This is a genomic window from Mycetohabitans endofungorum (genome assembly GCF_037477895.1).
In the GTDB taxonomy this organism is placed as follows: domain Bacteria; phylum Pseudomonadota; class Gammaproteobacteria; order Burkholderiales; family Burkholderiaceae; genus Mycetohabitans.
In genome coordinates this window covers 182,599-208,903 of sequence record NZ_CP132744.1, presented here as the reverse complement: position 1 = coordinate 208,903, position 26,305 = coordinate 182,599, and the positions used below count along the sequence as shown (strand labels likewise).

24 protein-coding genes and 2 pseudogenes are annotated in these 26,305 nt (G+C 62.1%); 16 read left to right on the top strand and 10 right to left on the bottom strand.

All coding sequences use genetic code 11. From position 1 onward, the window contains the following. Window positions 1–354: 354 nt before the first annotated feature. The 6 genes and pseudogenes from RA167_RS00890 to RA167_RS00865 form a co-directional block, all read right to left on the bottom strand. Window positions 355–1,146 (bottom strand): annotated as a pseudogene (locus RA167_RS00890) (transposase); the annotation flags it as partial. 164 nt (window positions 1,147–1,310) lie between these two features. Continuing rightward, complete coding sequence (locus RA167_RS00885) at window positions 1,311–1,928, bottom strand: PepSY-associated TM helix domain-containing protein (protein WP_235091367.1); 618 nt, start codon at window positions 1,926–1,928, stop codon at window positions 1,311–1,313. Then, window positions 1,925–2,611 carry a Fe2+-dependent dioxygenase gene (locus RA167_RS00880; RefSeq protein ID WP_076785915.1) on the bottom strand — a complete coding sequence of 229 codons (687 nt, stop codon included), beginning with the start codon at window positions 2,609–2,611 and terminating at the stop codon, window positions 1,925–1,927. The genes RA167_RS00885 and RA167_RS00880 overlap by 4 nt, the downstream gene beginning before the upstream one ends. 28 nt (window positions 2,612–2,639) lie before the next feature. Beyond that, window positions 2,640–4,835, bottom strand: coding sequence for a TonB-dependent receptor (locus RA167_RS00875; protein WP_076787566.1), 2,196 nt, complete (start codon window positions 4,833–4,835; stop codon window positions 2,640–2,642). Between the two features lie 265 nt (window positions 4,836–5,100). After that, window positions 5,101–6,141 (bottom strand): serine/threonine protein kinase, encoded by a 1,041-nt coding sequence (locus tag RA167_RS00870; RefSeq protein WP_076785914.1) that lies wholly within the window; start codon window positions 6,139–6,141, stop codon window positions 5,101–5,103. A gap of 222 nt (window positions 6,142–6,363) precedes the next feature. After that, window positions 6,364–6,576, bottom strand: coding sequence for a hypothetical protein (locus RA167_RS00865; RefSeq protein WP_076787564.1), 213 nt, complete (start codon window positions 6,574–6,576; stop codon window positions 6,364–6,366). A 354-nt stretch (window positions 6,577–6,930) separates the two neighbouring features. On the opposite strand from RA167_RS00865, the gene RA167_RS00860 reads away from it, so the two are divergent. Together RA167_RS00860 and RA167_RS00855 are read left to right on the top strand one after the other, a co-directional pair. Further along, complete coding sequence (locus RA167_RS00860; protein WP_076785913.1) at window positions 6,931–8,337, top strand: amino acid permease; 1,407 nt, start codon at window positions 6,931–6,933, stop codon at window positions 8,335–8,337. A gap of 150 nt (window positions 8,338–8,487) precedes the next feature. Beyond that, on the top strand, window positions 8,488–9,255 hold the full coding sequence (locus tag RA167_RS00855) for a BPSS1780 family membrane protein (protein ID WP_076785912.1): 768 nt from the start codon (window positions 8,488–8,490) through the stop codon (window positions 9,253–9,255). A 122-nt stretch (window positions 9,256–9,377) separates the two neighbouring features. Here RA167_RS00855 and metK read toward each other — a convergent pair whose 3' ends face one another. Then, entirely contained in the window at window positions 9,378–10,565 is a 1,188-nt protein-coding gene (metK, locus tag RA167_RS00850) for a methionine adenosyltransferase (RefSeq protein ID WP_076785911.1), read from the bottom strand. Window positions 10,566–10,818: 253 nt separating this feature from the next. On the opposite strand from metK, the gene RA167_RS00845 reads away from it, so the two are divergent. From RA167_RS00845 to dksA, 7 genes are all read left to right on the top strand, one after another. Continuing rightward, window positions 10,819–11,703: a lipid A biosynthesis lauroyl acyltransferase gene (locus tag RA167_RS00845; RefSeq protein WP_076785910.1), complete on the top strand. Its 885-nt coding sequence runs from the start codon at window positions 10,819–10,821 to the stop codon at window positions 11,701–11,703. 22 nt (window positions 11,704–11,725) lie between these two features. Further along, window positions 11,726–12,604, top strand: coding sequence for a diaminopimelate epimerase (gene dapF, locus RA167_RS00840; protein WP_076785909.1), 879 nt, complete (start codon window positions 11,726–11,728; stop codon window positions 12,602–12,604). 139 nt (window positions 12,605–12,743) lie between these two features. Beyond that, on the top strand, window positions 12,744–13,547 hold the full coding sequence (locus RA167_RS00835) for a DUF484 family protein (protein WP_076787562.1): 804 nt from the start codon (window positions 12,744–12,746) through the stop codon (window positions 13,545–13,547). Window positions 13,548–13,576: 29 nt separating this feature from the next. Then, window positions 13,577–14,515, top strand: a complete 939-nt coding sequence (gene xerC / locus RA167_RS00830) for a tyrosine recombinase XerC (RefSeq protein WP_076785908.1) — start codon at window positions 13,577–13,579, stop codon at window positions 14,513–14,515. 71 nt (window positions 14,516–14,586) lie between these two features. Continuing rightward, window positions 14,587–15,798 carry a class I SAM-dependent rRNA methyltransferase gene (locus RA167_RS00825; protein ID WP_076785907.1) on the top strand — a complete coding sequence of 404 codons (1,212 nt, stop codon included), beginning with the start codon at window positions 14,587–14,589 and terminating at the stop codon, window positions 15,796–15,798. A gap of 200 nt (window positions 15,799–15,998) precedes the next feature. Then, window positions 15,999–17,069 carry a CobW family GTP-binding protein gene (locus tag RA167_RS00820; protein WP_076787560.1) on the top strand — a complete coding sequence of 357 codons (1,071 nt, stop codon included), beginning with the start codon at window positions 15,999–16,001 and terminating at the stop codon, window positions 17,067–17,069. 418 nt (window positions 17,070–17,487) lie between these two features. Further along, window positions 17,488–17,907 carry an RNA polymerase-binding protein DksA gene (gene dksA, locus RA167_RS00815; RefSeq protein WP_076785906.1) on the top strand — a complete coding sequence of 140 codons (420 nt, stop codon included), beginning with the start codon at window positions 17,488–17,490 and terminating at the stop codon, window positions 17,905–17,907. Between the two features lie 75 nt (window positions 17,908–17,982). On the opposite strand, the gene RA167_RS00810 is transcribed toward dksA, so the two are convergent. Then, window positions 17,983–18,159 (bottom strand): hypothetical protein, encoded by a 177-nt coding sequence (locus tag RA167_RS00810; protein ID WP_338877025.1) that lies wholly within the window; start codon window positions 18,157–18,159, stop codon window positions 17,983–17,985. On the opposite strand from RA167_RS00810, the gene hslV reads away from it, so the two are divergent. Both hslV and hslU read left to right on the top strand, forming a co-directional pair. After that, on the top strand, window positions 18,158–18,694 hold the full coding sequence (gene hslV / locus RA167_RS00805) for an ATP-dependent protease subunit HslV (protein WP_076785905.1): 537 nt from the start codon (window positions 18,158–18,160) through the stop codon (window positions 18,692–18,694). The two genes, RA167_RS00810 and hslV, sit on opposite strands and share 2 nt — an antisense overlap. Window positions 18,695–18,793: 99 nt before the next feature. Beyond that, complete coding sequence (hslU, locus tag RA167_RS00800) at window positions 18,794–20,131, top strand: ATP-dependent protease ATPase subunit HslU (protein WP_076787558.1); 1,338 nt, start codon at window positions 18,794–18,796, stop codon at window positions 20,129–20,131. Window positions 20,132–20,158: 27 nt separating this feature from the next. Here the strand turns inward: hslU and RA167_RS00795 are convergent, their stop codons facing one another. Together RA167_RS00795 and RA167_RS00790 are read right to left on the bottom strand one after the other, a co-directional pair. Next, complete coding sequence (locus tag RA167_RS00795) at window positions 20,159–20,701, bottom strand: response regulator transcription factor (protein ID WP_076785904.1); 543 nt, start codon at window positions 20,699–20,701, stop codon at window positions 20,159–20,161. Continuing rightward, window positions 20,698–21,966, bottom strand: coding sequence for an ATP-binding protein (locus RA167_RS00790; protein WP_076785903.1), 1,269 nt, complete (start codon window positions 21,964–21,966; stop codon window positions 20,698–20,700). Before RA167_RS00790 ends, RA167_RS00795 begins: the two co-directional genes overlap by 4 nt. A 335-nt stretch (window positions 21,967–22,301) precedes the next feature. Here RA167_RS00790 and argB point away from each other — a divergent pair, with 335 nt between their 5' ends. The 5 genes and pseudogenes from argB (at window position 22,302) to metW (ending at window position 26,282) form a co-directional block, all read left to right on the top strand. Then, window positions 22,302–23,201, top strand: a complete 900-nt coding sequence (gene argB / locus RA167_RS00785) for an acetylglutamate kinase (RefSeq protein ID WP_076785902.1) — start codon at window positions 22,302–22,304, stop codon at window positions 23,199–23,201. Window positions 23,202–23,203: 2 nt separating this feature from the next. Next, window positions 23,204–24,004 carry a pyrimidine 5'-nucleotidase gene (locus tag RA167_RS00780; RefSeq protein WP_237574380.1) on the top strand — a complete coding sequence of 267 codons (801 nt, stop codon included), beginning with the start codon at window positions 23,204–23,206 and terminating at the stop codon, window positions 24,002–24,004. A 35-nt stretch (window positions 24,005–24,039) separates the two neighbouring features. Continuing rightward, window positions 24,040–24,287 (top strand): annotated as a pseudogene (locus tag RA167_RS00775) (nucleoid occlusion factor SlmA); the annotation flags it as partial. A gap of 244 nt (window positions 24,288–24,531) precedes the next feature. Continuing rightward, window positions 24,532–25,677, top strand: coding sequence for a homoserine O-succinyltransferase MetX (gene metX, locus RA167_RS00770; protein WP_076785900.1), 1,146 nt, complete (start codon window positions 24,532–24,534; stop codon window positions 25,675–25,677). Next, a complete protein-coding gene (gene metW, locus RA167_RS00765; RefSeq protein WP_076785899.1) occupies window positions 25,674–26,282 on the top strand; it encodes a methionine biosynthesis protein MetW in 609 nt (202 codons plus the stop codon). Before metX ends, metW begins: the two co-directional genes overlap by 4 nt. Window positions 26,283–26,305 lie beyond the last annotated feature (23 nt).

Here is a 26,305-nt window from a genome sequence, read left to right as displayed (position 1 = left end):
ATTGATCAACATTAAATTAAACAACCACACGCTCACGTCGAGCAGAGGAGATAAACGTGAAACGATAACTCACTAGCTCGATTGGACTTGACACAGCAGCCTACGGACGATATACACGCCGATTACGCTTTATCGCTTACCTTATTCTCAGACTCAAACAGCTGTATCGCGCCGTTTGCCATAATGCGCACCAGATCCTTAGCTTTCTCATTCTATTTCTACGTACGAAATAATAACAGGAGCCGTTTCTCGCGCTCAAAGCCGCATTTTTGGATTGAGAGATGGCAAGGTTTGCTTAAAATGACGCACGCATGCCGGCTAGCTCAGCTTCACGACCCCACCATTGTCCGCCTAGATAAAGCGAGGTAACGGCCGGCCCGCAGCGATGCGATCCAGCGCCGCCACGACGTCTTCACCACGTAGCGTGGCGCCCACCTTGATGACCAAACATTCGCGCGTATCATGATCGACAATTGTCAGCGTGCGCAAACGCCGGCCGTCATACAGTGCGTCAGCGACAAATCCACGCTCCAGATCTCGTTGATCACGGTCATTATCTGCTTTAGCTGCTTCAGGCGCGCCGCCTTGTTCCGCCGCGGCTTCTTATGCCGCAATGACAGCTCCTGCTCGCGATAGAGCCAATAAACTCGTTTGTTGTCGCCCCAGCCTTGCCGACGCAGCATCATATGCACCCAGCGATAACCGGAGTGCACGCGTGTTTGCGTGATCTGCTTGATGCGCAGCACGATCGCACTCGAATCCCGTGCGATTGACTGATAGCTGTACACCGAACGCGACAGCTTCAGTACCCTACAGGCTTGGCACTGGCTTGCGCCAAAGCGTTGCGATCCGCGGTAAGTCCACACAGCCGGGAAGGCGTCAGAGCTTTTTTGACAGCTCATCCCGCAACATGGCTTTGTCCAGCGACAAGTCTGCCACCCGCCAATTAAGCTTCGCGTTTTCTTCTTCGAGTTGCTTCAGGCGACGCAGCTCCGACGAGCCCAGCCCCCCATACTTGTGCCGCCAGTTGTAAAACGTCGCATTGCTGATGCTCCTCTTGCAGCCCACCTCAGCCACTGGCGTGCCCAGCCCTGCCTGCTTCAACGCGAATGCAATCTGTACTTCAGTGTATTGGCTCATCTTCACGACATGACCTTTTGCTTGTCAGGGTTGCATCATGCCGAAGTTTTCTACTTTTGAATGGCCCAGTTTTTTTGGGTTAGCCTCACCGGCTCGCTGCGCCCCTATAACCGGCCAGCCTGCCGTTCGCGACGATGATGCTCAACGGTGATGCGGCGAACGGGCGCACATCACACGATGCCGCACACGACCATCGCGACGAGCGACACGACGAAAATCGCGACGCCGATTGTTTTGCGCCGGTTCAGTTCGGTCCACAGCAATACGCCGGTCAACGACAGCAGCACCAGACTGCCGGCGATCGTATCGACGAGCAAGGTCCAACCAATACCCATGCCGCCACCACGGTGCATATTGTTCAACATGGCGAGCAACGTCCCTTCGGTGCGCTTGACCGATACGGTCGGATTGCCTTGCCAGTATTCGATTAGAATCGACGTCTTCGGGCCGGCCAGCATTGCGCTCCAGCGCTCCGGCTGCATCACGCTGCGATTGCCCCACGCGACCTTGTGCGCCGGCTCGCGCTGCATGCGTCCAATACGGCCATCAAAGCGCAGTTCACGGCCGACCCACTCGGCGAGTGCTTGCGGGGAATCCGGAGCGGAATTGGGCAGCGGCAGCCGCATTTGCGACACTTGCGGCTCACCCGGCGAGATTTTCATCGGCCCGCCGCGGTGATTCAGCAGGAAGCCGGTCACGCCGAACATCAATCCCAGCACCGCGCCCCACAGGCCAATCCAGCCGTGCACGTTGCGCAGCCATTTGAGGAACGTCGAGCGGCGCGTCATGTCTCGCCCCACATGCGCAGAAGATTGTGATAACACCCGATTAGCTGCCGCCGCGCGACGTCATCGGCATGATCGCGGTTCAGGCGCTGGATCGCCGTATCCAGGTCGAACAACAGCGCGCGCCTGGCGTCGTCGCGCACCAGGCTCTCGATCCAGAAAAAGCTGGCGAGCCGCACGCCGCGGGTGACCGGCGCGACCCGGTGAACGCTGGTCGCCGGATAAACAACCATGTCACCGGCGGCCAACTTGACCTCGTGCGCGCCATAGGTGTCCTCGATCACCAGTTCACCGCCATCATATTCGTCGGGCCCGGCCAAAAACAGCGTCGCCGACACGTCGGTGCGCAGCTTCGCGTCATGTCCAGGCACGATCCGGATCGAACCGTCGACGTGGTCGCCGAACGCCATCCCGGCGCCATAGCGATTGAACAGCGGCGGATACACGCGGTTGGGCAACACCGCGCTAATGAACAGCGGATGCCGCTCCAGCTCGGCCAGGATCACGTCCCCCAGCTCGCGCGCAACCGGCGCGCGCTCGTCGATTTGCTGATTGTGCTTGAGCGGCGCGCCCTGGTAGCCGGCCGTGGCGCGACCATCGACCCACGCGTGGCCGGCCGCGTCCAGGGCGGCGCGTATCGCCTGCAATTGCTGCGGCGACAATACGTTCGGTATGGACACGATCATCTCACGTCGCCGGCTGTCAGCTGCATGGTTAGATCCGGTAATTGAACGTCGCCAGCAACGTGCGGCCCAGTCCCGGCACCGCGCGCCCGCCGTCGGACGGAATCAGTGCATCGTAGTAGCGCTTGTCCGTCACGTTCAGCAAGTTCAGCTGCATGTCGTACTGCTTGGCGTGATACGCGATCATGGCATCCCAGCGCGTATAGCCGCCAACAGACACTCGGTTGTTGTTCGCCGCATAGCGCGTGCTCATGTAATTCAGGCCACCGCCCGCCTGCCAGTGCGGCATGAATTCATATGTCGTCCACAGCGTCAACATGTTGCGCGGCGTATTTGCCGGCGTGTTGCCCTGCGTGCCGTCCTTCGCGCCCGTGATGCGGCTGTTCAAGTACGTATAGCCGCCGTATAGCTGCCACTTGTCCGTGATCCGGCCCGACGCACCAAACTGGTAACCTCGCACCCGCACGTCACCGTCGATCGAATACGCGCCGGTCGCATCCTGCGTGCGTGCGTTGGATTTGTCGATGTTGAACAGCGATTGCGAAATCGACAATGTGCCGCCCAGCAAGTCCCATTTGTTGCCCACCTCGTATGAGCGGTTCGTTTCGGGCTTCAGATTTTGCGTGCCATTGGTCAGCGTCAGCGCCTCGAGTGACGGATTGAACGACGTACCATATGATAAGTAGTACGACTGTGCATCGTCCGGCTGGTAGATCACGCCACCGCGCACGCTCGTGTAGCTGTTCGTCTGCGCGGCATAGGACGGAGCATTCATCGAGTTTGCGATATGGGCCTGATAGTGGTCCCAGCGCACGCCGCCAACCACCTTCCACTGCCGCGTCAGCGACACCGTGTCATTCACATATACACCAATTGAGTTCGCGCTGGACCTAGCCAGGTTGCCGATGCCCCGCACCACATCGGCTGGCCGTGGCACGTAAGCTGCACCGGTCAGAGGTACCACGCCGATCACGTTGCTCGGCATGCCGGCGCCGGTTGCGGTATAGGACTGGTTATTGTATGTCTCGTGCCCAAGCTCGATACCGGCGATCAAGTCGTGCTTCAGTGCCCCGGTCGCGACCTTCCATTCGACGTCCGTCGCGTTATAAAGCGAGTGATCGTTGATCACTCTATCCTTGCCCATCAGCTTCACGTACAAGTTCGATAGCGGCAGCGACGTGTAGCTGCCGTTGGACAGCGCACGCGAACCGGCGAGCGGCCCAGTCACCACACTGGCAGCGTTGGTTGCGCGCGCATCGGTCGCGTAGTGGCTAAACTGCGTTTGGTTGCGCAGCTTCAGTTCATCACTGAACCGATGCTCGATGCGCGCCGACAACGTCTGCACGTCTTGCACCGTGCGATCGCCCGTGTAGCCGTAAAAGCGCTCGCGGCCCACCGGCACCGGGTGCCCATTGACCGCCGGCACACCATAGTCCGGCATGTCGCGGTTATGCTGGATCAGCGCCGAGAGGGTAATCTCGGTAGGTGTTCCAATACCCAAGCGCACCTGCGGCGCAATACCGAAATCCTTGTTGCGCATCGCATCGCGCGTGGTGCCCACGCTCTGGCCAAATGCGTTGACCCGCACCGCCGCAGTATCGGAGATCGGCTGGTTCACGTCGACCGTGGTCCGGTAGTCGTCGCCCGTGCCGACAGTACCGCTTACCTCGGCCGAACGCGTCAGATTCGCCTTCTTGCTGGCCTGGTTGATCACGCCGCCGGTGGAGCCGCGTCCGAACAACATCGACGACGGCCCATACAGCACGTCGATCGATTCGAGGTTGAAGGTGTCGCGATAGTATTGCCCGCGATCGCGGAAGCCATCCAGATAGATATCGGTGCGGGCCGTGAAGCCGCGCAGATTGATGTTATTGCCGATCTGCCCACCCTCGGCCCCGCCAATCGTGATGCCCGGAACGTTGCGCAGCGCGTCGGCAAACGACGCGACGCCTTGCGATTGCATCAAGGCCTTGTTGATCACCACTACCTCCTGCGGGATGTCCCGCAGCGTGGTGGGGCGTTTTGCACCGACGGAGGCGCGCGTTACCTGGAAATCGGCCCGATCCGCATCGCCGGTGACCCGTACGGCGGGCAGCGCGGCACGAGCCACGGCGCCATGTTGCGTGTCTTGTGAATTGGAATCGGGTTGAGCGGACTGTGCAAGCGCCGGCATCGGCACGGTAAAAGCGGCCACCAGCGTCGTGGCGAGCGGCGTCATCTTCGTCATTGTCGGTATGTCCTGCGAAATGGCGACGCTCACGCCCTCGCGCTCGCATGACGTCGCCCGCACGGCAAAGCGCCCTGCGGCATGTCTTGATTGTCGGCTGGCTTACGCCGCTCCCTTACCGTTGTCACGGCACGGGTGAGCGTGGTGGGCTGGCGGCTCGTGTTCGCATATCCCGCATCACACTGAAATGCGAATCGTTATCATTACATGTATGACGTCTTTTTTCAACTGACGCATGGCGGACAGTCAATATCGGCAGCCCACCTCACACAGGCCACAGCGGCGGCTCCTGTAACGCCCCGACCTGCTCACGCAATTCCAAGATACGATCCTCCCAGTACCGGTGCGTGTTGAACCACGGAAATGCGACAGGAAACGCCGGATCGTCCCACCGACGCGCAAGCCATGCCGCATAGTGGATCAAGCGCAACGTGCGGAACGCTTCGATTAAGTGAAGCTCGCGTGAATCGAACTCGCAAAAGTCCTCGTAGCCCGCCAACACGTGACCCAGCGCACGGCTCGCCTGCGCGCGCTCGCCCGGTAGCAGCAGCCATAGATCCTGAATCGCCGGTGCCATCCGGCTGTCGTCGAAGTCGACGAAATGGGGGCCGGCATCGGTCCACAGCACGTTGCCTTGATGGCAGTCACCGTGCACGCGTAACGCGCGTACATCGCCGGCGCGTTCGAACGAGGCTTGCACCGCGTCCAGCGCCAGTTGGCTGATCGTCTCGTAGGCCTGACGCAACTCGAGCGGCACGAAGCCGCTGGCGAGCAGGTACGCAAGCGGCTCACGGCCGAACGTGTCGATATCCAGCGGCCCGCGAGCGACGTAGTCGCGCTGCCGACCGATCGAGTGGATGCGGCCGATGAAGCGTCCCAGCCATTGCAGCGTAGCGCTGTCCTCCAACTCCGGTGCTCGGCCGCCACGCCGCTCGAACAACGCGAAGCGGAAACCGTCGATCTCATGCAGCGTATGGTCGTCGAGCATGATCGCCGGCACGGCCGGGATCTCATGCTCGGCCAGCTGCGCGACGAACGCATGCTCCTCTAAGATTGCCTCATCGCTCCAACGCCCGGGCCGGTAGAACTTCGCTACCAGCGGCGCGGCGTCTTCGATGCCGACCTGATAAACGCGGTTTTCATAACTGTTCAGTGCAAGCAACCGTCCGTCGGTACGGCGACCGCCGCGCGCTAACACGGCATCAAGCGCGTCGAGCACGCGCTCGGGCGTCAGGCCCGCGTAGGGAGCCAGGGCGCCGGCATCGGCGCGCGGCGGATTGTTGAAGCTGCGATCATTGGGTTCCATCCCGCCATTGTGCCTGAGCGGCGCACGGCCCGAGCATCGCCGCACGCGGACGGGGACGAGACGCAGTCCTGTTCGTGGCATTATCCGCAGCAGTTCTCCGCCAGCACCCGCGCCAGTGCGCGAGGCAGACCCTCGCCAGCGCCCGTGCCAACACCCGCGGCAGCCCCGCCAGCACCCGCACCAGCGCGAGAGGCAGCCCCCGCCAGCCGCATCCAGGCTACATTAGTGCAACGGTGCGTCCGCCGGGCGTACCACCTCGCCGGTCTCGATCAAATCCACCAAGAAGAACGGCTCGGTGTTGAGCGGCTTGGATTGCCCCGGCTCGCCCTCGAACCATGTCACCATCGCCATGTCGCCCAGGATGCGCAATACGATGCCGCGCGCGTCGCGCGGCACTGCGATATGGCTGGAACGCACGATTGAACCTACCTTCATGATTTCCCCCTTTTGATGTTGGCCCGTCCGACAGGCATTGTGTCGGCGATGCGCATCCTGCGAAGCCCGAAATGGAAATATGGAACAGCCCAATTGCGACTGATCCATCACCTCTATACAACGACACGCGTCGCAGCGACCAGCCACCGTCCCGGTCCCGCCGACGCCTGCTGCCATTGTGCCGAATTTGACACGCCGGTGCTCGCCGCCCGCTGGCACGCACCGATTGCCTCATCGTGCCCGCAGCGTACGACCAATCAGCGCAACCCAGGGCGGACCGTTTGCACCAGTCAGCTAGAATAACCGGTTTTACCGAAGTCGGTTGCGCCGCTCCACGGCTGCCGAATACCCCTTATGTCATTGTTTCGAAAGAAAGATATTGGTCATATGCTGGCCCGCCGCAATGCTGACAACAGCTTGCACAGGGCACTGGGCCCACTGGATCTCACGCTTTTGGGCATCGGAGCGATCATCGGTACAGGCATCTTCGTGCTGACAGGAACCGGCGCGGTGATCGCCGGCCCCGCCCTGACGCTGTCCTTCGTCATTGCGGCGATCGCGTGCTGCTTCGCGGCGCTTGCCTACGCCGAATTCTCATCGACGATTCCGGTCGCCGGCTCAATCTATACTTATTCGTATGCGACGCTCGGCGAGCTTGCCGCTTGGATCATCGGCTGGGATTTAATGCTTGAATACGGGCTCGCGACGTCGGCGGTGTCGGTTGGATGGTCCGGCTACCTGCAATCGTTACTGTCCGGCTTCGGCATCACGCTGCCGCAAGTACTCACTGCGGCGCCTGGCACCGTACCCGGCCACACAACGTGGTTCAACCTGCCAGCGTTCCTCGTGATGATGGCCATCACATTCCTGTTATCGATCGGTGTGCGTGAATCCACCCGGGTCAACAATGTGATGGTCGCAATTAAGGTAGCCGTCGTGCTGCTGGTGATCGCGGTCGGCGCGTTCCATGTCCGGCCCACGAACTGGCACCCGTTCATGCCGATGGGCTGGTCCGGCATGTTCGGGGCCGCCGCGGTGATGTTTTTCGCCTTCATCGGGTTTGACTCGGTGTCATCCGCGGCAGAAGAGGTCAAGAACCCGAAACGCGACTTGCCGATCGGCATCATTGCGTCGCTCGCCGTCTGCGCGGCGCTCTATGTGACGGTCGCCGCCGTAGTCACCGGCATCGTGCCGTACGGTGAGTTCGCGAACGTGTCGCATCCGGTGTCCTACGTGCTGCAGAGGATCGGTGCGGACTGGGTTGCCGGCTTCGTCGATCTAGGTGCGGTGCTCGGCATGCTGACGGTGATCTTAGTGATGATGTACGGCCAGACACGCATCATCTTTGCGATGTCCCGGGACGGCTTGCTGCCCGCCGCGCTCTCGCGCATCCACCCGCGCTTCCAGACGCCGCTAATCACCACCTGGTTGGTCGGCATCTTTTTCGCGTTAATCGGCGCGCTGGTGCCACTGGACGTATTGGCGGAGTTGATCAATATTGGCACGCTCGCCGCGTTTTCGATGGTCTCTGTCGCCGTGCTGATTCTACGCCGCACGCATCCGACGCTGCCGCGCGCATTCCGGTGCCCAGGCGTGCCACTCGTGCCGATGCTCGCGGTCGCATCCTGCGTGTTTCTGATGGCCCATTTGCAGGCGATGACGTGGGTCGCATTCGTGGCATGGCTGGCACTAGGACTGGCCGTGTACTTCGGTTATTCACGGCGATATGCGAAGCTCGCTTTGAACCCCGAGCACGGATAGCGCTCGCGGCGGACCGCATTGTGCCTGGATACGCCCTGTTTCGCGTGCCCCAGCCGGGCGTCCAGTTATGATGCCGACCGCACCCGGCGATACGGCGGCGCACAGGCCGCCTGCGACGGATGCTCTACAGAATTTTGTGAAAAGGGCCTCATGAACGACGACACGCTGAACCCTCCGCTCGCTCCAGACGGCTCGGCGCCATCCGTCGAAACGTTGAATCTAGACGGACGCACGGTCACTGCGGCAGAAGGCTTGCGCTGGATCACAGACGCATGGACGCTGTTCAAGCGCCGTCCGCTGCAGTGGATCGGCCTGGCCCTGTTGTACATGGTGATCGAGTGCGCGCTGTCATTCGCGCCGGTGTTCAACCTGCTGTCGATGTTGGTCACGCCGATACTGCTGGGCGGGTTGATGTTCACGTGCGAGCAGTTCCGTGCCGACGGCGACGTGCGCATCGGCGGCCTATTCACCGGGTTCACGCGCAAGCTGGGCCCGCTAGCGTTGGTCGGCGCGCTCACGTTCGCGATCGTGATTATCGGTGTCGTGGTGCTCGCGTCGATCATCGGCTTCGACACATTTGCTCAGTTGGTCTCGCACCAGCCAGGCAACCCACCCCAATTGGGGGCATCGAGCCTCGTCGGGCTGCTGATCTATATCGCGATCGTCACGGTGGCGGTAGCCGCTGCATGGTTCGCGCCCGCGCTAGTGATACTGCATGACGTGGCGCCCATTCGTGCGATGCGGGCAAGCTTCAAGGGCGTGATGCGAAACTGGCGGGCGGGCATTGTCTATGCGCTGTTGCTGCTCGTGATGCTGGTGGTCGGTGCACTCCCGTTTCTGCTCGGCTGGCTGATCGTACTACCTTTGTTATTCTTGTCAGTCTACGTCGGCTATCGGGACGTGTTTATCACACGTTGAGCGCTGCCTGCGCCCCGCGCTAAGCGGGGATGAGCAAGCCCAGCCACAAAACCCCCGACTAGGCCGAGGGTTTTGTGGTGTGCCGGCAGCTCCGGCACGTCAGCGCAGTCATGCCTGTGCTGTCAGGCGACGGCGGCAATCGGCTTGATGCCAGCCGCGTCGGCCAGCACAATGGCCTTGTCGGTTGCTTCCCACGAGAATTCAGGTTCCTCGCGACCAAAGTGGCCATATGCAGCGGTCTTTTCGTAGATCGGCCGCAGCAGGTCCAACATCTGAATGATGCCCTTCGGGCGCAGGTCGAAGTGCTGCTGGACAAGCTCGGTAATCATCGAATCCGGCACCCGGCCGGTCCCGAAGGTGTTAACCATCACCGACGTCGGACGCGCGACACCGATTGCATAGGAGACCTGGACCAGGCAGCGCGACGCAAGGCCCGCGGCGACAATGTTTTTCGCGACATAGCGGCCGGCATACGCGGCGGAACGATCCACCTTGGTCGGATCTTTGCCCGAGAACGCACCGCCGCCGTGCGGCGCGGCCCCGCCGTACGTATCGACGATGATTTTGCGGCCAGTGAGTCCACAATCGCCTTGAGGACCGCCGATCACGAACCGCCCGGTCGGATTGACGAGGAACTTCAAGTCGCCCTTGATCAGCTCGTTCGGCAGCACCGGCTTGATGACGTCCTCAATCACCGCCTCGCGCAACGTGGACAGATCAATATCCGGCGCATGCTGCGTGGAGAGCACGACCGTGTCGATCGAATCCGGACGCCCGTCAACATAGCGCACCGTCACTTGCGACTTCGCGTCCGGACGCAGCCACGGAAGACGACCATCACGCCGCAGATCGGCTTGCCGCTCGACGAGCCGGTGCGACAAATAAATCGGCAACGGCATCAATTCGGGCGTTTCGTCGCACGCATAGCCGAACATCAGACCCTGGTCACCCGCGCCCTGATCCAGATTGTCGTCGTGCGCATTGTCCACGCCCTGCGCGATATCCGGCGACTGCTTGTCGTAAGCGACCAGCACCGCACAGCCGCGGTAGTCAATGCCGAAATCGGTATTGTCGTAGCCGATGCGCCGGATCGTGTCGCGCGCAATCTGGATATAGTCGACGTTTGCATGCGTCGTGATTTCGCCGGCCAGCACCACCAGGCCGGTGTTGCATAACGTCTCGGCCGCTACACGCGAATACCGGTCCTGCGTCAGGATTGCGTCGAGAATCGCGTCGGAGATTTGGTCAGCCACCTTGTCCGGATGGCCTTCAGATACGGATTCGGACGTAAAGAGATAGTTGTTCGCCACTTCGTTAGCTCCCAGTAAGTGAAGTCGGTCGCGTTTTCACGTTGCCGGCTTCGGATCGAAGCGGCGACGCTTTAGCGGATTACATGGTTCGGGCGCCGCTTCACTAGATGCCGCGCCCAATATCGCCCCGCAAGTTGTCCCATTAACTCGGCGATGCCCGTATTATATCGATTTCTGTCATTTTTCATAGAGTAGAGGCCGAATTGCCGTTTGCTTCACCCTACCAGCCGCTGAGAACATCGCGAGATCCACGATGCTAGGCCGCGCCGGAACCCAGCTCGCCATCCTGCTGCTAAGGCTGTTTGCACTATTACCCTATGGTTGGATCGCCCGCTTCGGCGATGCGATGGGCTGGTTACTGTATCGGATTCCGAACAGTCGCCGTCGCGTGGTCCACACCAACCTCAGGCTCTGCTTTCCACAGTGGTGCGAAGCGCGGCGCGAGCAGGTCGCCGAGCAGCATTTCCGCCATGCCATTCGCAGCTACGTCGAGCGCAGCGTGCAGTGGTTCGGCTCGGCACGCAAGTTGGAGAAGCTGATCCAACTCGACAGCGCGATCGACCTGCGCGACCCGAACTTGCCGCCGACCTTGTTCCTCGGAGCGCATTTTGTCGGTATTGAAGCCGGCTCGATTTTCCTAAACTATCAGTTGCGCCGGCAATGCGGCGCGCTGTACCAGCCGATATCCAACCCGCTGCTGGACAAGGTCGCGGTCGCCGCGCGCGCGCGCTTCGGCGCGGACATGGCCAGTCGCGCCGACAGTGCGCGTATCGTGTTGCGTTGGCTGCGCGAGCGCAAGCCGGTCATGCTCGGCGCAGACATGGACTACGGCATGCGCAACTCGGCGTTCGTGCCGTTCTTCGGCGTACCGGCGTGCACGCTGACCGCGGTGGGCCGGCTCGCGAAGGCAGGACGTGCCCAATTGGCGCCGTTCATCTGCGAGGTGCTGCCCAATTACAAGGGCTATCGACTCAAAATTTTCGCGCCGTGGCAAGACTATCCGAGCGGCGACGACATGGCGGACGCGCGCCGCATGAATGCGTGGCTGGAGCAGGAAATTCCGCGCGTCCCAGAGCAATACTACTGGATACACAAGCGCTTCAAAACGCGCCCACTGGGCGAAGCGGGCTTTTACTGACGCTCGACTACAATACGGTGCCATGAAGCTCAAATTCACCAAGATGCATGGCGCCGGCAATGACTTCGTGGTCCTTGACGGCGTGCGCAACGTGATCTCGCCCACGCTCGCGTTAGTGCGCTACCTCGCCGACCGCCACTTCGGCGTCGGCGCGGACCAGTTGCTGCTGGTCGAGCGGCCCACGCTCGATGGCGTCGATTTTAAGTACCGGATCTTCAACTGTGACGGCAAAGAAGTCGAGCACTGCGGCAATGGCGCGCGCTGCTTCGTGAAGTTCGTGCGCGACACCGGCCTGAGCCAGGCGCGCACGATTCGCGTGCAGGTGCAGCACGGCGTGATCACGTTGAGCGTGCAGGACAACGGTGAAGTGCTCGTTGACATGGGTGCACCAGCACTGGCCACGCCACAAGTGCCGTTCGACACGTCGGCACTGACACCAGCGCGCGATGGTGACGACCTACTGTGGCCGCTGGACGTGAATGGCTCGACGCAATGGATCTCGGTGGTCTCGATGGGCAATCCCCACGCGGTGCAGATTGTCGATGACGCCGACGTCGCGCCGGTGCTCAGGGACGGGCCGGTAATCGAGTCGCACGCGCGCTTCCCAAACCGCGTGAACGCGGGATTTATGCAAATCGTCTCGCGGCATGAAATCAAACTGCGGGTCTATGAGCGCGGCGCGGGCGAGACGCTCGCATGCGGCTCCGGCGCTTGCGCGGCGGTCGTGGCCGGCATCCGCCGGGGGGTACTGGACTCGCCGGTGCGCGTACGTGCGCGCGGCGGCACGCTGACCATCTCGTGGGACGGCCAGCGCAACAGCAACGCCCCGGTCATAATGGCCGGTCCGGCAACCACTGTGTTCGAGGGCGAAATCGACGTACCCGACGAGTTGCTCGCGTGAGCGCGATCACCGCCCTAGGCCGTCCGGCCAATTGACCCCGATGCGGCGCAACCTTTACTGTGTGGTATCCGCGGCGCCGCCCCTTCCGGCCCGCCTACCCGACGCGCGCCGCCCTTTTGAGCTCAAGCTGAAAACAATCATGAATGATCGCGAAGTCGCCGATTACCTACTGGCCAACCCGCAGTTCTTCGGCCGTCACGCCGAGTTGCTTGCCACAATCCGGCTGTCCAATCCGCACGGCAAAGCGGCGGTGTCGCTGCAGGAACGACAAATGGAGCTACTGCGCGACAAGTACAAGCAACTCGAGCGCAAGCTGGCGGAACTACTGCGCCATGGTCACGAGAACGACAGCCTGGCCGCGAAGTTCCAGCGCTGGACACTGCGCGTGATCGCCGAACGCGATCCACATGCGCTACCCGCCACCATCACCTCGGGCTTGCGCGAGATCTTCGACGTGCCGCAGGCGGCGCTGCGCGTCTGGGATGTCGCGAGCGCCTATGCGCAAGCGCAATTTGCCCGCAGCGTCGGCGAGGAAGTCCGCATTTTTGCCAGCAGTCTCGTCGCGCCTTACTGCGGCGCGAACGCCGGATTCGAAGCCGCGCAGTGGCTCAGCGCCGCCCCCGCCCCGCAAGGGGGCGCGGCAACGGGCCTGTCGCTCGCCGTCACGTCGCCGGACAGGGCGAACAGTGACGCGGACGCACCGTGTGCCGATGCGCAGCCGGGCAGCACGGCGGAAAACGACATCAGCGCGTCGCAGCAGACCGCATCGATCGCGCTAGTCCCGCTGCGCGATGCGCAGCAGGCCGATGCGGAAAACGTATTCGGCTTGCTGGTGCTTGGCTCCCCAGACCCGCGCCGCTTCCACGACGGCATGGCCACCGACTTCCTATCGCAGATCGGCGCGATCACCAGCGCTGCGCTGAGCCGGCTGCGTGCGCACTAGTGCGACATGTTGTCACCGCAGCCTGCCCGATGCCACCCTCCACCGACCCCATCGCGCGCTACCTAGACAGCCTCGCCCACGAGCGCCGACTCTCGGCGCACACGCTGCGCGGCTACGCGCACGAGTTGGACATGCTGCGCCAGTTAGCTGGCACTCGCGAGCTGGCGCAACTGACGCCCGTCGACGTACGAGGCGCGGTATCGCGAGCGCATTCGGGTGGACTCTCGCCCCGCTCGATCGCGCATCGTCTGTCAGTGTGGCGCAGCTTCTATCGCTGGCTCGCGCTACATCAACCTCTGACCATGAATCCGGTCGCTGGCGTGCGCGCGCCGAAGCGGGCGAAAACGCTGCCCAAGGCGCTGTCGGTCGACGACGCTGTCACGCTGATGGAAGCCTCGAGCATCGAAACACCTGACGCGTTGCGCGACCGGGCGATGCTGGAGCTGCTTTACTCGTGCGGGTTGCGCTTGGCCGAGTTGATCGGCTTGGACATCGCCTTTGTCAACACCGCGCAATATCGCTCGGCGGGCTGGATCGAACTAGGCACGGCCGACGTTACCGTGCTCGGCAAAGGGGGCAAGCGGCGCACGGTACCGATCGGCAGCAAGGCGCTTGACGCGTTGCATCGCTGGCTTGCCGTGCGCGATCAACTGCTCAAGCACGATCCGCATCCGCTGTTCTTGTCGGCGCGCGGCATGCGCATGTCTGCCGGCGTCGTGCGCGAGCGGGTCAGGCGGGCCGCGCTCGCCGCGGGCGTGCCATCCCACGTGCATCCGCACGTGCTTCGGCATTCGTTCGCGACGCATCTGCTGCAATCGAGCGGCGACTTGCGTGCGGTCCAGGAATTGCTTGGCCACGCGAGCGTCGCGGCCACGCAGGTCTATACGTCGTTGGACTTCCAGCATCTTGCGCGCATCTACGACCAAGCCCATCCGCGCGCGAAAAAGCGCGATCCAGGACAGCAATAGCCGTCTGGCACGCCGACATCGGCAAATCGCCGTGCTGCGCGGACGCGACCGCCCCTATACTGACTATTGCAATGAACACTGTCACGCTGAAACCAGGCAAGGAAAAACTGCTACTGCGACGCCACTCGTGGATCTATGCGAACGCGATCGAGCGCGTTGACGGTCGGCCCGCATCCGGCGCGACGGTCGTGGTGCGTGCAGCCGACGGGCGGTTTCTCGCGCGTGCCGCCTACAGTCCGCACTCGGCGATTCGTCTGCGGATGTGGAGTTTCGACGAAACCGAACCGATCGACCACGCGTTCTTCAAGCGGCGCATCCAGAACGCGCTCGCGTATCGTCGCGCGTTCGTGTCCGGTACCGGCGCGGTACGGCTCGTATTCGGCGAGGCCGACGGCCTGCCCGGACTGATCGTCGATCACTACAGCGGATGGAATGGCGACGGCGGCACGCCGCACGAGCAACTCGTCTGTCAGTTCATGGCGGCCGGCGTCGACGCATGGAAGCCGGCGATCGTGCAGGCCCTGCTCGGCGTGACCGGCTGCGCCAATGTCTACGAACGCTCGGACGTGTCGATCCGCGAGAAAGAGGGACTTGAGCAGACCACGGGCGTGCTCGCCGGCCAAGCACCGCCGCAGGCCCTGATGGTTGAGGAAAATGGCGTACGATATCGGGTCGATGTGCAGCGCGGCCACAAGACCGGCTTTTACATCGACCAGCGGGACAATCGGTTGCTTGTGCAACAACATGCGGCTGGGCGCGACGTATTGAATTGCTTCTGCTATACCGGCGGCTTTTCGCTGGCTGCGCTACGGGGCGCCGCCGCGCGGGTCGTGTCGATCGATTCATCCGGCGAAGCGCTGCAGGTCGCGCGCGCGAACTTGGCCGCCAACGACTTCGATCCGGCGCGGGCCCAGTGGCACGACGCCGACGCATTCAAGACACTGCGGCAGTTGTACGATGCGGGCGAGCGCTTTGACCTGATCGTGCTCGATCCGCCGAAATTCGCCCCGTCGCGCGAGCACGTCGATCGGGCAGCGCGCGCGTACAAGGATATCAACCTGAGCGGCTTCAAGCTGCTGCGCCCGGGCGGGCTACTCGCGACCTACTCGTGCTCGGGCGCGATCGACATGGACCTATTTCAAAAGATCGTCGCGAGCGCCGCGGCCGACGCCGGCGTCGATGCACGGATTCTGCGCCGACTGTCGGCCGGCGTCGATCATCCGATGCTGACCAGCTTCCCGGAAGGTGAATACTTGAAGGGACTGTGGTTGCAAAAACCCTAGTGCGCCCCACGTCGGGCGGGCCAGATACCGCGCCCGTCAATGTACCTTTTAATGCACCCGTTGACGCACCGCATCGTCGGCGCCCGGATAATGGTCACAACCCTGCCGCCGCATTTGTGCTTCAATAGAATATTTCGCGCTGCGCTCGCGCGGACCGTCTCGCAACTTCCACGGAACTTAAGTAAAGGCAGGCGATGAACATGATTCCCGTCACCATCCTGACCGGCTTTCTCGGCAGCGGTAAGACCACGCTGCTCAAGCGTATCCTAAACGAGCCGCATGGCATGAAAATCGCCGTGATCGAAAACGAATTCGGCGAAGAGAACATCGATAATGACATCCTCGTGCAGGAGTCGGCGGAACAAATCGTGCAGATGAGCAACGGCTGCATCTGCTGTACGATCCGCGGCGACCTATCCCGTGCGTTGTCGGACTTATCCGAGCAAAAGCGCGGAGGTAAGCTCAAGTTCGACCGGGTAGTGATCGAGACCACGGGCTTGGCCAATCCGGGACCGGTCGCGCAGACGTTCTTTATCGATGAGTCGATCGCTGACGAATTCCTGCTCGACGCGGTGATCACGCTGATCGACGCGAAGCACGCCAACCAGCAACTTGACGAGCACGAGGTCGTGCAACGGCAAGTGGGCTTTGCCGACCGCTTGTTCATCACGAAGGCCGATCTGGTGGACAAGGCGACGCTCGCCGATCTACGCCATCGACTGCTGCAGATGAACCCGAAGGCGCCGATTCAAGTGGTCAATTTCGGCAACGCCGATATCAAGGAGATTTTTGACCTGCGCGGGTTCAACCTGAACGCGAAGCTTGAAATTGATCCGGACTTCCTCGCCGAAGACGGACACGATCACGCGCACCACCACGAGCACGAGCACGAGCACGAGCACGAGCACGAGCACGAGCATTGTGACCATGAGCATGGACATTGCGCGCACGGTCACCACCATACGCATCACGATGACAAGATTAAATCGTTCGTGTACCGTAGCGACCGGGCGTTCGATCCCCAAAAATTGGAGGACTTTCTCGGCGGGATCCTACAAATCTACGGTGAGCGCTTATTACGCTACAAAGGCGTGCTGTTCATGAAGGGAATCGACCGCAAGGTGGTATTCCAGGGCGTGCACCAGATGATGGGCAGCGACTTGGCCGTGCGCTGGCTACCGGCTGAGAAGAAGACCAGTAAGATGGTGTTCATTGGCGTGGACCTGCCCCGGGACCTGATTACCGACGGCCTGGACGCATGCCTGGCGTGACGACGTCGTGCACCAGGTCACGGCAACGCACGAGATAGCGCGCCGACCTCTCTACCTGGGTGTGGCGGCGGTATCTCGCATTGGTAAATAAGGGGTGGCTTAGTCGAGAGTTCATTTCTTTTGGCGTATATTGAGGCATTCGCAACAACGCCGGAAGTTCTCTGTCGGACCGAGAAATACCGTTTCGGACAGGGTTTTCCGCCGCTATTGGCACCGATTGTGGTTCAGTTACAATACGTGCCCACTGGAGAATGATAACGACGCGGCGCTAGAAGGAGTTCGGCCCCGCAACGGCCGCCGCACCTGCCACGACGAATCCGGCGTGGCCGCCGCAAGGCACTCGGCCGCCACAATTGCGGGCAATGGTAAGTGCGGGTAATGCTTGATGCATCGCCTCACAATGAAGACAGTAAGCCAGATGACGACGACACGACTTTTGACCGAAGCCGAAATCCTGAAGATGAGCGACAAGGATTACATGAACGAGGATCAGCTCGCTTTCTTCAAGCACAGGCTCGAACAGTTGCAGGCGGAAATCCTGCGCAATGCCGGGCAGACGACGGAAAATCTCCGGGAAACCGTGATCGTGCCCGATCCGGCCGATCGCGCGACGATCGAAGAAGAGCACGCGCTTGAGCTTCGCACACGCGACCGCGAACGCAAGCTGCTGAAGAAGGTGCAGCAATCGCTCGCGCGAATCGAAACCGGTGAATATGGCTGGTGCGAGGAAACGGGTGAACCGATCGGCATTCCGCGCCTGCTCGCGCGGCCGACCGCGACGCTATCGCTCGAGGCGCAGGAGCGCCGCGAACTGCGCCAGAAGTTGTTCGGCGACTAAAGCGTAGTGCGCCGCATGGCGCGCGGTACGGTCCAGCCGGCTCCTGTCGGAAGGCACGCGATAGGCGTGCCTTTTTTATTTGTGGCGCGCTTCTTGCGCGAGCATTGTGCGCGCGCGTTGCGTCATATCGGCACCGCCCCGCGTGCGCACGCCTTGATATTGCGCCAGCCGCCCTAAAATAGGCGGGAACGCGCGACTTAAGTCCTGTCCCGCGCCGCTGGCGCGCGACCCCGCTTTAAAGGAATTCCACATGGAGCAATATCACGGCACAACCATCGTCTCGGTACGGCGAGGCAACAGCGTTGCATTAGGCGGCGACGGTCAGGTGACGCTGGGCAACATCGTCATGAAGGGCGGCGCCAAGAAAGTGCGGCGCATCTACGGTGGCAAGGTGCTGGTGGGTTTCGCCGGCGGCACCGCGGACGCATTCTCGCTGCTGGACCGCTTTGAAGGCAAGCTGGAAAAGCACCAGGGCAACCTGACCCGCGCCGCCGTCGAACTGGCCAAGGACTGGCGCACTGACCGCATGCTGCGCCGCCTGGAAGCGATGCTCATCGCTGCGGACGCGGAAACGACGCTGGTGATTACCGGCAACGGCGACGTGCTGGATCCGGAAGGCGGCATTTGCGCCATCGGCTCGGGCGGCGCATACGCGCAGGCTGCGGCCCGCGCGCTCGCGCAGAACACTGAGTTGAGCGCGCGCGACATTGTCGAAAAGGCGCTCACGATTGCCGGCGACATGTGTATCTACACGAATCACAACCGCGTCATCGAAACCATCGAATAAATGAAGCCGGGTGCCGGGCAACCTTGCGCGGCCCATTGTGCCCACGCATCGCGGCTTGCGGGCCGATTCAGGCCCGGCGCCACCTGAAGGATGTCGAACATGACTACCATGACTCCCGCTGAAATCGTCTCCGAACTAGACAAGCATATTATCGGCCAGGGCCGCGCCAAGCGCGCCGTCGCGGTCGCGCTGCGCAACCGCTGGCGCCGTCTGCAGGTGCCAGAGCCGTTGCGCCAGGAAATCACCCCGAAGAACATTTTGATGATCGGACCGACTGGCGTGGGCAAGACCGAAATCGCGCGACGCCTGGCCAAGCTCGCCGACGCGCCGTTCATCAAAATCGAGGCCACGAAGTTCACAGAAGTCGGCTACGTTGGACGCGATGTCGATAGCATCGTGCGCGACCTAATCGATATCTCGGTCAAGCAGACACGCGAATCGGAAATGCACAAGGTCCGCACGAAGGCACAGGACCTGGCGGAGGACCGCATCCTGGACATCCTGTTGCCGCAGGCACGGCCCGTCGGCTTCAGCCCGACCAGCGAGGAGAGCGAGCGCGAGAGCGCGACGCGCCAGACATTGCGCAAGCGACTGCGCGAAGGCCAGCTCGACGACAAGGAAATCGAGCTCGACATCGTGGCGCCACAGGTCGGCATGGACATCATGGGTCCGCCCGGCATGGAGGAAATGACGGAGCAGATCCGTTCGATGTTCGCCAATCTCGGCGGCGGCAAGAAGCAGCACCGCAAGGTCAAGATCAAAGAAGCCTTGAAGCTGTTGACCGATGAGGAAGCCGCCAAAATGGTCAACGAAGAAGATATCAAGACCCGCGCGGTACAGAACGCCGAACAGAACGGCATCGTCTTTCTCGACGAGATCGACAAGATTGCGTCGCGTCAGGAAGCCGGCGGTGGCGAGGTGTCACGCCAGGGCGTACAGCGCGACCTACTGCCGCTTGTGGAAGGCACGACGATCAACACCAAGTACGGCATGGTGAAGACCGACCACATCCTGTTCATTGCCAGCGGGGCGTTTCACCTGGCCAAACCGAGCGATCTGATTCCCGAACTGCAAGGACGGTTTCCAATCCGCGTCGAACTCGATTCGCTGTCGGTCGGTGACTTCGAATCGATCCTAGTACGCACCGACGCGAGCCTGGTCAAGCAATACCAGGCACTGCTCGCAACCGAAGACGTACACCTGGAGTTTGCCGACGACGGCATCAAGCGCCTGGCAGAAATCGCCTTTTCGGTTAATGAAAAGACTGAAAACATCGGCGCGAGGCGGCTGTACACGGTGATCGAAAAGCTGCTCGAAGAAATTTCGTTCTCGGCCGGCAACCATTCGGGCCAATCGGTCAAGATCGACGCTGCGTACGTGGACAGTGCACTGAACGACGTGTCGCAAAACGAAGACCTGTCACGCTACGTGTTGTAACGCGGCTCGCCGCCGTGCGTGCACCGCTCATTGCTTCACGGGCCGTTTCGCCAGCTTGCGTTGCAGCGTGCGGCGGTGCATGTTCAGCGCACGCGCGGTCGCCGAAATATTGCCGCCGTTGTCGGACAGCACGCGCTGGATGTGCTCCCATTCGAGCCGTGCCACCGACAGCGGTATCGGATTCTCGAGCGCCTCGTCGGCTTGTGACTCGCTTGCGTCCACGCGCAACGCCGCCAGGATCGTCTCCACGTTGGCCGGCTTGGCCAGATAATTGTCCGCACCGTCCTTGACGGCCTGCACCGCCGTCGCAATGCTCGCATAGCCGGTCAGCACGAGGATTCGCGCCTCGGGCTGTAGCTTACGCAGTGGTGCGATCAAATGCAGCCCCGAATCATTGCCCAGATTCAGGTCGACCGTGATTTGGCCGAACGGCAGCGCATCAGCGAGCTTCAGTGCGCTGTCGCGCTCGTGCGCCTGGTGAACGGTATAGCCGCGCCGGGTCAGGCCGCGCGCGAGGATGCCAGCAAATACCTCGTCATCGTCAATCACCAGAAAATTCATTTCGCTCATTGTACTTCTCCATTTGAATGCGCTTGGATCGCGGGCAGGCGCAGCATCGCACGGGTGCCCGTGGTGGCCGGCTGCGGCAACTCGGTCAGCTCGATCGAGCCGCCCAGCCGCGCCGCCGTCGTAAACGCGAGATACAAGCCAACGCCGTGGCCCCCTTGTGTGCTTTCGACCGGTGCCTGCCCGAGTTTGGCGCGCCGTTCAGGCGCAATGCCAGGACCGCGGTCGCGAATGTCGAAGACCAGCATGTCGCCGTCACACGCCGCCTCCAACGTCACCGATTCGCGGCAGGCCCGGGCCGCATTGTCCAGCAAGATGGTCAAGATCTGCCCGACCGCCACGGTATCGGCGACCAACACGTCGGCGGGCGCCGTGCCGATCCGCGAGAAATTCACATGCGGGTGACGCAGCCGCCACTGTTCGATGAATGCGTCGAGCCAACTGCCCACCGGTTGTTGGCCGGTGGGCAGCGCTGCCCGTGTGCGCAGCCGGGCGAGCGCTGAACGGCACAACGCCAGCTGTTGCTCGAGCAGGTCGAAATCGGCCTGATAGGGCGCAAGCGCCTGGTCGGTATGGGACAGGTCGCGCAACTCTTCGGCCACCATCGCGATCGTCGACAGTGGCGTGCCGATCTCGTGCGCGACGCTGGCGGCCTGCGCGCCCAACGCCACCACCCGCTCGTCGCGCAACAGCCGCTCCTGCGCCTCGCCCAATGCCGCATCCCCCTTGCGCAACGCGGACGACATGCGCGAGACAAACCACGAGATCAGCCCGACGCTGACCATGAAGTTTACCCACATGCCGGCCCGGTAGTAATCGAACAGGTTGGCCGGGTTGTCCATGTTCAACGGCACTGAATCGAAGCCGAGCAACCAATAGCAGGCGACTGCGAACGCCGCGAGCCATGCGGCCAGACGCCACGGCAACACCGCCGCCGCAATCGCCAGCGAAGGCAAGTACAGCGACACGAACGGATTGGTCGTGCCACCCGATAGAAACAGCAGCGCGGACAGCGCACCGAGGTCGACCCACAGCTGCCCCATCAGCTCGATGTGCGTTTCCGGCTTGGCTTGGGCCACGCGGATCCACGTCAGAATGTTAAAGATCACTTCCAACGCGATGACGATGAGCATCGCGGTGAGCGGCAAATGCACACCATAGGCGATCTGCACGACGGCGATAGTGACCAGTTGGCCAATGATCGCCAGGCAACGGAGCCAGAACATATGGCCGAGATTGACCCGGCCGGGATTTGCATACGGTGTCATGCGACAAGTTTACCGGTTTGACGTGGCACGACCCCGCAGTCAACTCAAGCTCGATCACGCTCGCGACACTATGACGCAAGTGCCAGCGCGCTGCAGTCGGGCACTGCAGCAGCGTGGCGTACGCGCTACGACAGGCGGGCGACACTTCGTGCCGGCCGCGTCACAGCACCACACTATCGGCACGCTCGATGATGGGGTTCCCAATGTCTGCGCGTCTTTTATCGGCAGCACGCCAGGACGACAAGACACGTCAAAAAAGCCCGGCGAGCGGCATCGTGCCGACACTTCAGTCCTGTACAATTCGCGGTTGTTTGCCTGCTCAGTCCGCTCGCACCATGTCCGACACCAACGATTTGCCTGCCATCTCACCCGCGCTGAAGGCCGAAATCCTCGCGGAAGCGCTGCCTTACATCCGCCAGTACCACGGCAAGACGGTCGTGATCAAGTACGGTGGCAACGCGATGACGCAGGAGCGCCTGAAGCAAGGCTTCGCACGCGACGTTGTACTGCTGAAGCTGGTGGGCATCAATCCGGTCATCGTCCATGGTGGCGGCCCGCAGATCGACCAGGCGCTAAAGAAAATCGGCAAGCAGGGCACGTTCATACAAGGCATGCGCGTGACGGACGAGGAAACGATGGAGGTTGTCGAGTGGGTGCTCGGCGGCGAGGTGCAACAAGACATCGTCACGCTAATCAACCATGTTGGTGGCCACGCGGTCGGCTTAACGGGCAAGGACGGCGGACTGATCCATGCACGCAAGCTGCTGATGCCGGACCGGGAAAAGCCGGGTGAATTTCTCGACATCGGCCAGGTCGGCGAGGTCGACTCGATCAATCCCGCGGTCGTGCGGGCGCTGCAAGACGATGCGTTCATCCCAGTCATTTCGCCGATCGGCTTCGGCGAGGATGGGCTCGCGTACAACATCAACGCGGACCTGGTCGCGGGCAAGCTGGCGGTCGTGCTGAACGCGGAAAAGCTGGTGATGATGACGAACATCCCGGGCGTGATGGACAAGAGCGGCACATTGCTCACGGATCTGTCGGCGCGCGAGATCGATGCATTATTCGCCGACGGCACGATCTCCGGTGGCATGCTGCCGAAAATCTCGTCAGCCCTAGACGCGGCCAGGAGCGGTGTGCGCTCCGTGCACATCATCGATGGACGCATCGAGCACTCGGTGCTGCTCGAGATCCTGACCGAGCAGCCGTTTGGCACGATGATCCGGTCGCACTGACCATGGCCACGCGCGCGCGCCGGCGGCGCATTGCCCACCCGCGCGGCCCGGTCTGGTTGTTCGACCTGGACGATACGCTGCACCACGCGTCGCATGCGGTGTTCCCGCAAATCAATCGGGCGATGACCGACTACATCGAGCGTGCGCTGCAGGTCAGCCGGGACGAAGCGGATCGGCTACGCGTGCACTACACGCGGCGCTACGGTGCGACACTGCTGGGACTCGCGCGGCACCATCCACTCGATCCTGACGATTTCCTCGCGCAGGTCCACCGATTCCACGATCTGCATTCGATGCTGCGCGCCGAGCGCGGGCTCGCCCGGCTGTTGCGCGCGCTGCCGGGGCGCCGGATCCTGCTGACCAACGGCCCGCGCCGCTACGCGCAGGCCGTGCTCGACGCGCTGGGCATCACTGAGCTGTTCGAACAAGTGATCGCCATCGAGCAGATGCGGTACCGCGGCCGCTGGCACGCCAAACCCGATGCCGGCATGCTGCGCCGCACATTGCGCCGCGCGCGAGTGCGGGCGCGCGACGCAACGCTGGTCGAGGATACCCGCTCGCATTTGAAACGCTACAAGCGCCTGGGACTGCGCACTGTATGGATGGTTGGGCACTTACCCCCCGTGCCCAAGGCTTCGAGCGGCCCGCCAGCGCTGGCGGGCACTGGACGTGCGCACTATATCGACTGCCGCATACGTTCGATAAAATCGTTACGACTCAAGCCTCTAAACGCATCGCGGAGGGCACCATGCGGCAGCCATCCAGACGCCCCGGCACGGCGCCCGAATCGCCGTGCGCACTGACCGACAGCGCCACGCCATCGTCCACGAACGGCGCCGGGCCGCACGCGCGGCTGACCGCACGCATGAGCCAACTCACCGAGCGCCTGCAAGCTTCGCTGCGCCAGCGCCTGAGGCTGGCGTGCGCCGAGCATGCCGATACGTTGCCGTGCGGCTACGATCCGGCGTTGCGCGCGGACCTTATCATCCGCTACGTGCTGGGGCGCTGGCACCACTATGCGCGCAGCGGCTTTCACAAAAGCCGTTTGAGCACGCCGCTGCACAGCTGCGGCTGTTGCTGCAATAGCGGCCATACCTGCGCCGCCTACGTCAGCGGAACAATTTCGTTTATACTTGTCGGTCACAAGCTTTCCTCTGCGCGCCGATTTGCTGACTCGATTGCGGGCGCGCGAACCCAAGCGGTTCAGTACAAATCCGGCTAAAGCGGTCATCAGCGGTCCATGCGTGCGCCCATACACGCAGCACCTTTGACCCTTTGCCGACTTGTTATCCGAACGCCCGCGCAAGCGGACAACAACACAGGCAAGGGTATGAGTTCGATCGGCATCGTCGTTCCACAAACGCTCCACTTCACCACACCGCTGCACCTGCAAAGCGGCTTGTCACTCGCCGGCTACGATCTGACGATTGAAGCCTATGGCACGCTCAACGCTGCGCGCTCCAACGCGGTGCTCGTCTGTCACGCGCTGAACGCGTCACACCACGTGGCCGGAGTATATGAACATGAGCCCAAGAACCTCGGCTGGTGGGACAACATGGTGGGCCCAGGCAAGCCACTCGACACGGACCGCTTCTTCGTGATCGGCGTGAACAATCTCGGCTCGTGCTTCGGCTCCACCGGTCCGATGAGCATCGATCCGGCCACCGGCCTGCCCTATGGCGCGCGCTTTCCAGTGGTCACCGTAGAGGACTGGGTCAATGCGCAGGCGCGCGTCGCCGATCATTTCGGCATCGAGCGTTTTGCCGCGGTGATGGGCGGCTCGCTCGGTGGCATGCAGGCGCTCGCCTGGAGCATCCTGTATCCGCAACGCGTCGCACATTGTGTGGTTATCGCCTCGACGCCCAAGCTGTCGGCGCAAAACATCGCGTTCAACGAGGTCGCCCGCTCAGCGATCCTGTCCGATCCGGATTTCCATGGCGGTGACTACTATGCGCACGGCGTCAAACCGCGCCGCGGCCTCAGGGTCGCGCGTATGATCGGGCACATCACGTACCTGTCCGACGACGATATGGCCGCGAAGTTCGGCCGCGCGCTGCGCCGCGCAGACGGAGCGATGGATGCCTACAACTTCAATTTCGACGTCGAATTCGAAGTCGAGTCGTACCTGCGGTACCAGGGCGACAAGTTCGCCGACTATTTCGACGCCAATACCTACCTGCTAATCACGCGCGCATTGGACTACTTCGACCCCGCCAAGGCATACGATGGCGACCTGACCGCGGCGCTCGCGCAGACACAGGCCAACTACCTCGTAGTCAGCTTTTCAACAGATTGGCGTTTTGCGCCGGCGCGCTCGCGCGAAATCGTCAAGGCGCTGCTCGACCACAAGCGCAACGTGACCTATGGCGAAATCGATGCGCCGCACGGCCACGACGCATTCTTGCTCGACGACGCGCGCTATCACAATCTGGTGCGCGCCTACTACGAACGCATCGCCACGGAGATCGGCGCATGAACCAGCAAGCCTTCGATACCCTGTCCACCCGCGCCGATTTCCGCATGATCGCGCGCTGGGTCGAGCCGCGCGCAAGCGTACTCGATGCCGGCTGCGCGGATGGCTCGCTGCTGGCCATCCTCGCTGAGGAATTGGACGTGCACGGCTACGGGATCGAGATCAACGATGCGGGCGTGCTTGGCTGCGCACAAAAGGGCGTCAACGTCATCCAGCAAAATCTGGAGGACGGCCTGCGGCTGTTTGAGGATCAGAGCTTCGATTTCGTGATCCTGTCTCAGACGCTGCAGACCCTCCACCAGACCGCGGCGATCCTGCGCGAGACCGTGCGGGTCGGCAAGGAATGCATCGTGTCGTTTCCCAATTTTGGCTACTGGCGGCATCGGCTCGCGGTGCTCCACGGCCGCATGCCGGTCTCCCAATCACTGCCCTACCAATGGCACAACACGCCGAACGTGCGCGTGCTGACGATCCGCGACTTCGAAACACTCGCTCCGGAGGTCGGCATCCGGATTCTGGAGCGAGCCGTACTGCACGGCGGCCGCGCGATCCGGTGGGGAACGAACTGGCGTGGTAGTCTTGCGGTCTATCGCGTCAAGAAAATTTGACCGTCCCTTTCGTTGACCGCAGA

Coding starts and splice junctions, on each gene's coding strand:
- RA167_RS00885 (WP_235091367.1), bottom strand. CDS start 1,928: ATGACGCGCCGCTCGACGTTCCTCAAATGGCTGCGCAACGTGCACGGC.
- RA167_RS00880 (WP_076785915.1), bottom strand. CDS start 2,611: ATGATCGTGTCCATACCGAACGTATTGTCGCCGCAGCAATTGCAGGCG.
- RA167_RS00875 (WP_076787566.1), bottom strand. CDS start 4,835: ATGACGAAGATGACGCCGCTCGCCACGACGCTGGTGGCCGCTTTTACC.
- RA167_RS00870 (WP_076785914.1), bottom strand. CDS start 6,141: ATGGAACCCAATGATCGCAGCTTCAACAATCCGCCGCGCGCCGATGCC.
- RA167_RS00865 (WP_076787564.1), bottom strand. CDS start 6,576: ATGAAGGTAGGTTCAATCGTGCGTTCCAGCCATATCGCAGTGCCGCGC.
- RA167_RS00860 (WP_076785913.1), top strand. CDS start 6,931: ATGTCATTGTTTCGAAAGAAAGATATTGGTCATATGCTGGCCCGCCGC.
- RA167_RS00855 (WP_076785912.1), top strand. CDS start 8,488: ATGAACGACGACACGCTGAACCCTCCGCTCGCTCCAGACGGCTCGGCG.
- RA167_RS00845 (WP_076785910.1), top strand. CDS start 10,819: ATGCTAGGCCGCGCCGGAACCCAGCTCGCCATCCTGCTGCTAAGGCTG.
- dapF (WP_076785909.1), top strand. CDS start 11,726: ATGAAGCTCAAATTCACCAAGATGCATGGCGCCGGCAATGACTTCGTG.
- RA167_RS00835 (WP_076787562.1), top strand. CDS start 12,744: ATGAATGATCGCGAAGTCGCCGATTACCTACTGGCCAACCCGCAGTTC.
- xerC (WP_076785908.1), top strand. CDS start 13,577: ATGCCACCCTCCACCGACCCCATCGCGCGCTACCTAGACAGCCTCGCC.
- RA167_RS00825 (WP_076785907.1), top strand. CDS start 14,587: ATGAACACTGTCACGCTGAAACCAGGCAAGGAAAAACTGCTACTGCGA.
- RA167_RS00820 (WP_076787560.1), top strand. CDS start 15,999: ATGATTCCCGTCACCATCCTGACCGGCTTTCTCGGCAGCGGTAAGACC.
- dksA (WP_076785906.1), top strand. CDS start 17,488: ATGACGACGACACGACTTTTGACCGAAGCCGAAATCCTGAAGATGAGC.
- hslV (WP_076785905.1), top strand. CDS start 18,158: ATGGAGCAATATCACGGCACAACCATCGTCTCGGTACGGCGAGGCAAC.
- RA167_RS00810 (WP_338877025.1), bottom strand. CDS start 18,159: ATGTGGAATTCCTTTAAAGCGGGGTCGCGCGCCAGCGGCGCGGGACAG.
- hslU (WP_076787558.1), top strand. CDS start 18,794: ATGACTACCATGACTCCCGCTGAAATCGTCTCCGAACTAGACAAGCAT.
- RA167_RS00795 (WP_076785904.1), bottom strand. CDS start 20,701: ATGAGCGAAATGAATTTTCTGGTGATTGACGATGACGAGGTATTTGCT.
- RA167_RS00790 (WP_076785903.1), bottom strand. CDS start 21,966: ATGACACCGTATGCAAATCCCGGCCGGGTCAATCTCGGCCATATGTTC.
- argB (WP_076785902.1), top strand. CDS start 22,302: ATGTCCGACACCAACGATTTGCCTGCCATCTCACCCGCGCTGAAGGCC.
- RA167_RS00780 (WP_237574380.1), top strand. CDS start 23,204: ATGGCCACGCGCGCGCGCCGGCGGCGCATTGCCCACCCGCGCGGCCCG.
- metX (WP_076785900.1), top strand. CDS start 24,532: ATGAGTTCGATCGGCATCGTCGTTCCACAAACGCTCCACTTCACCACA.
- metW (WP_076785899.1), top strand. CDS start 25,674: ATGAACCAGCAAGCCTTCGATACCCTGTCCACCCGCGCCGATTTCCGC.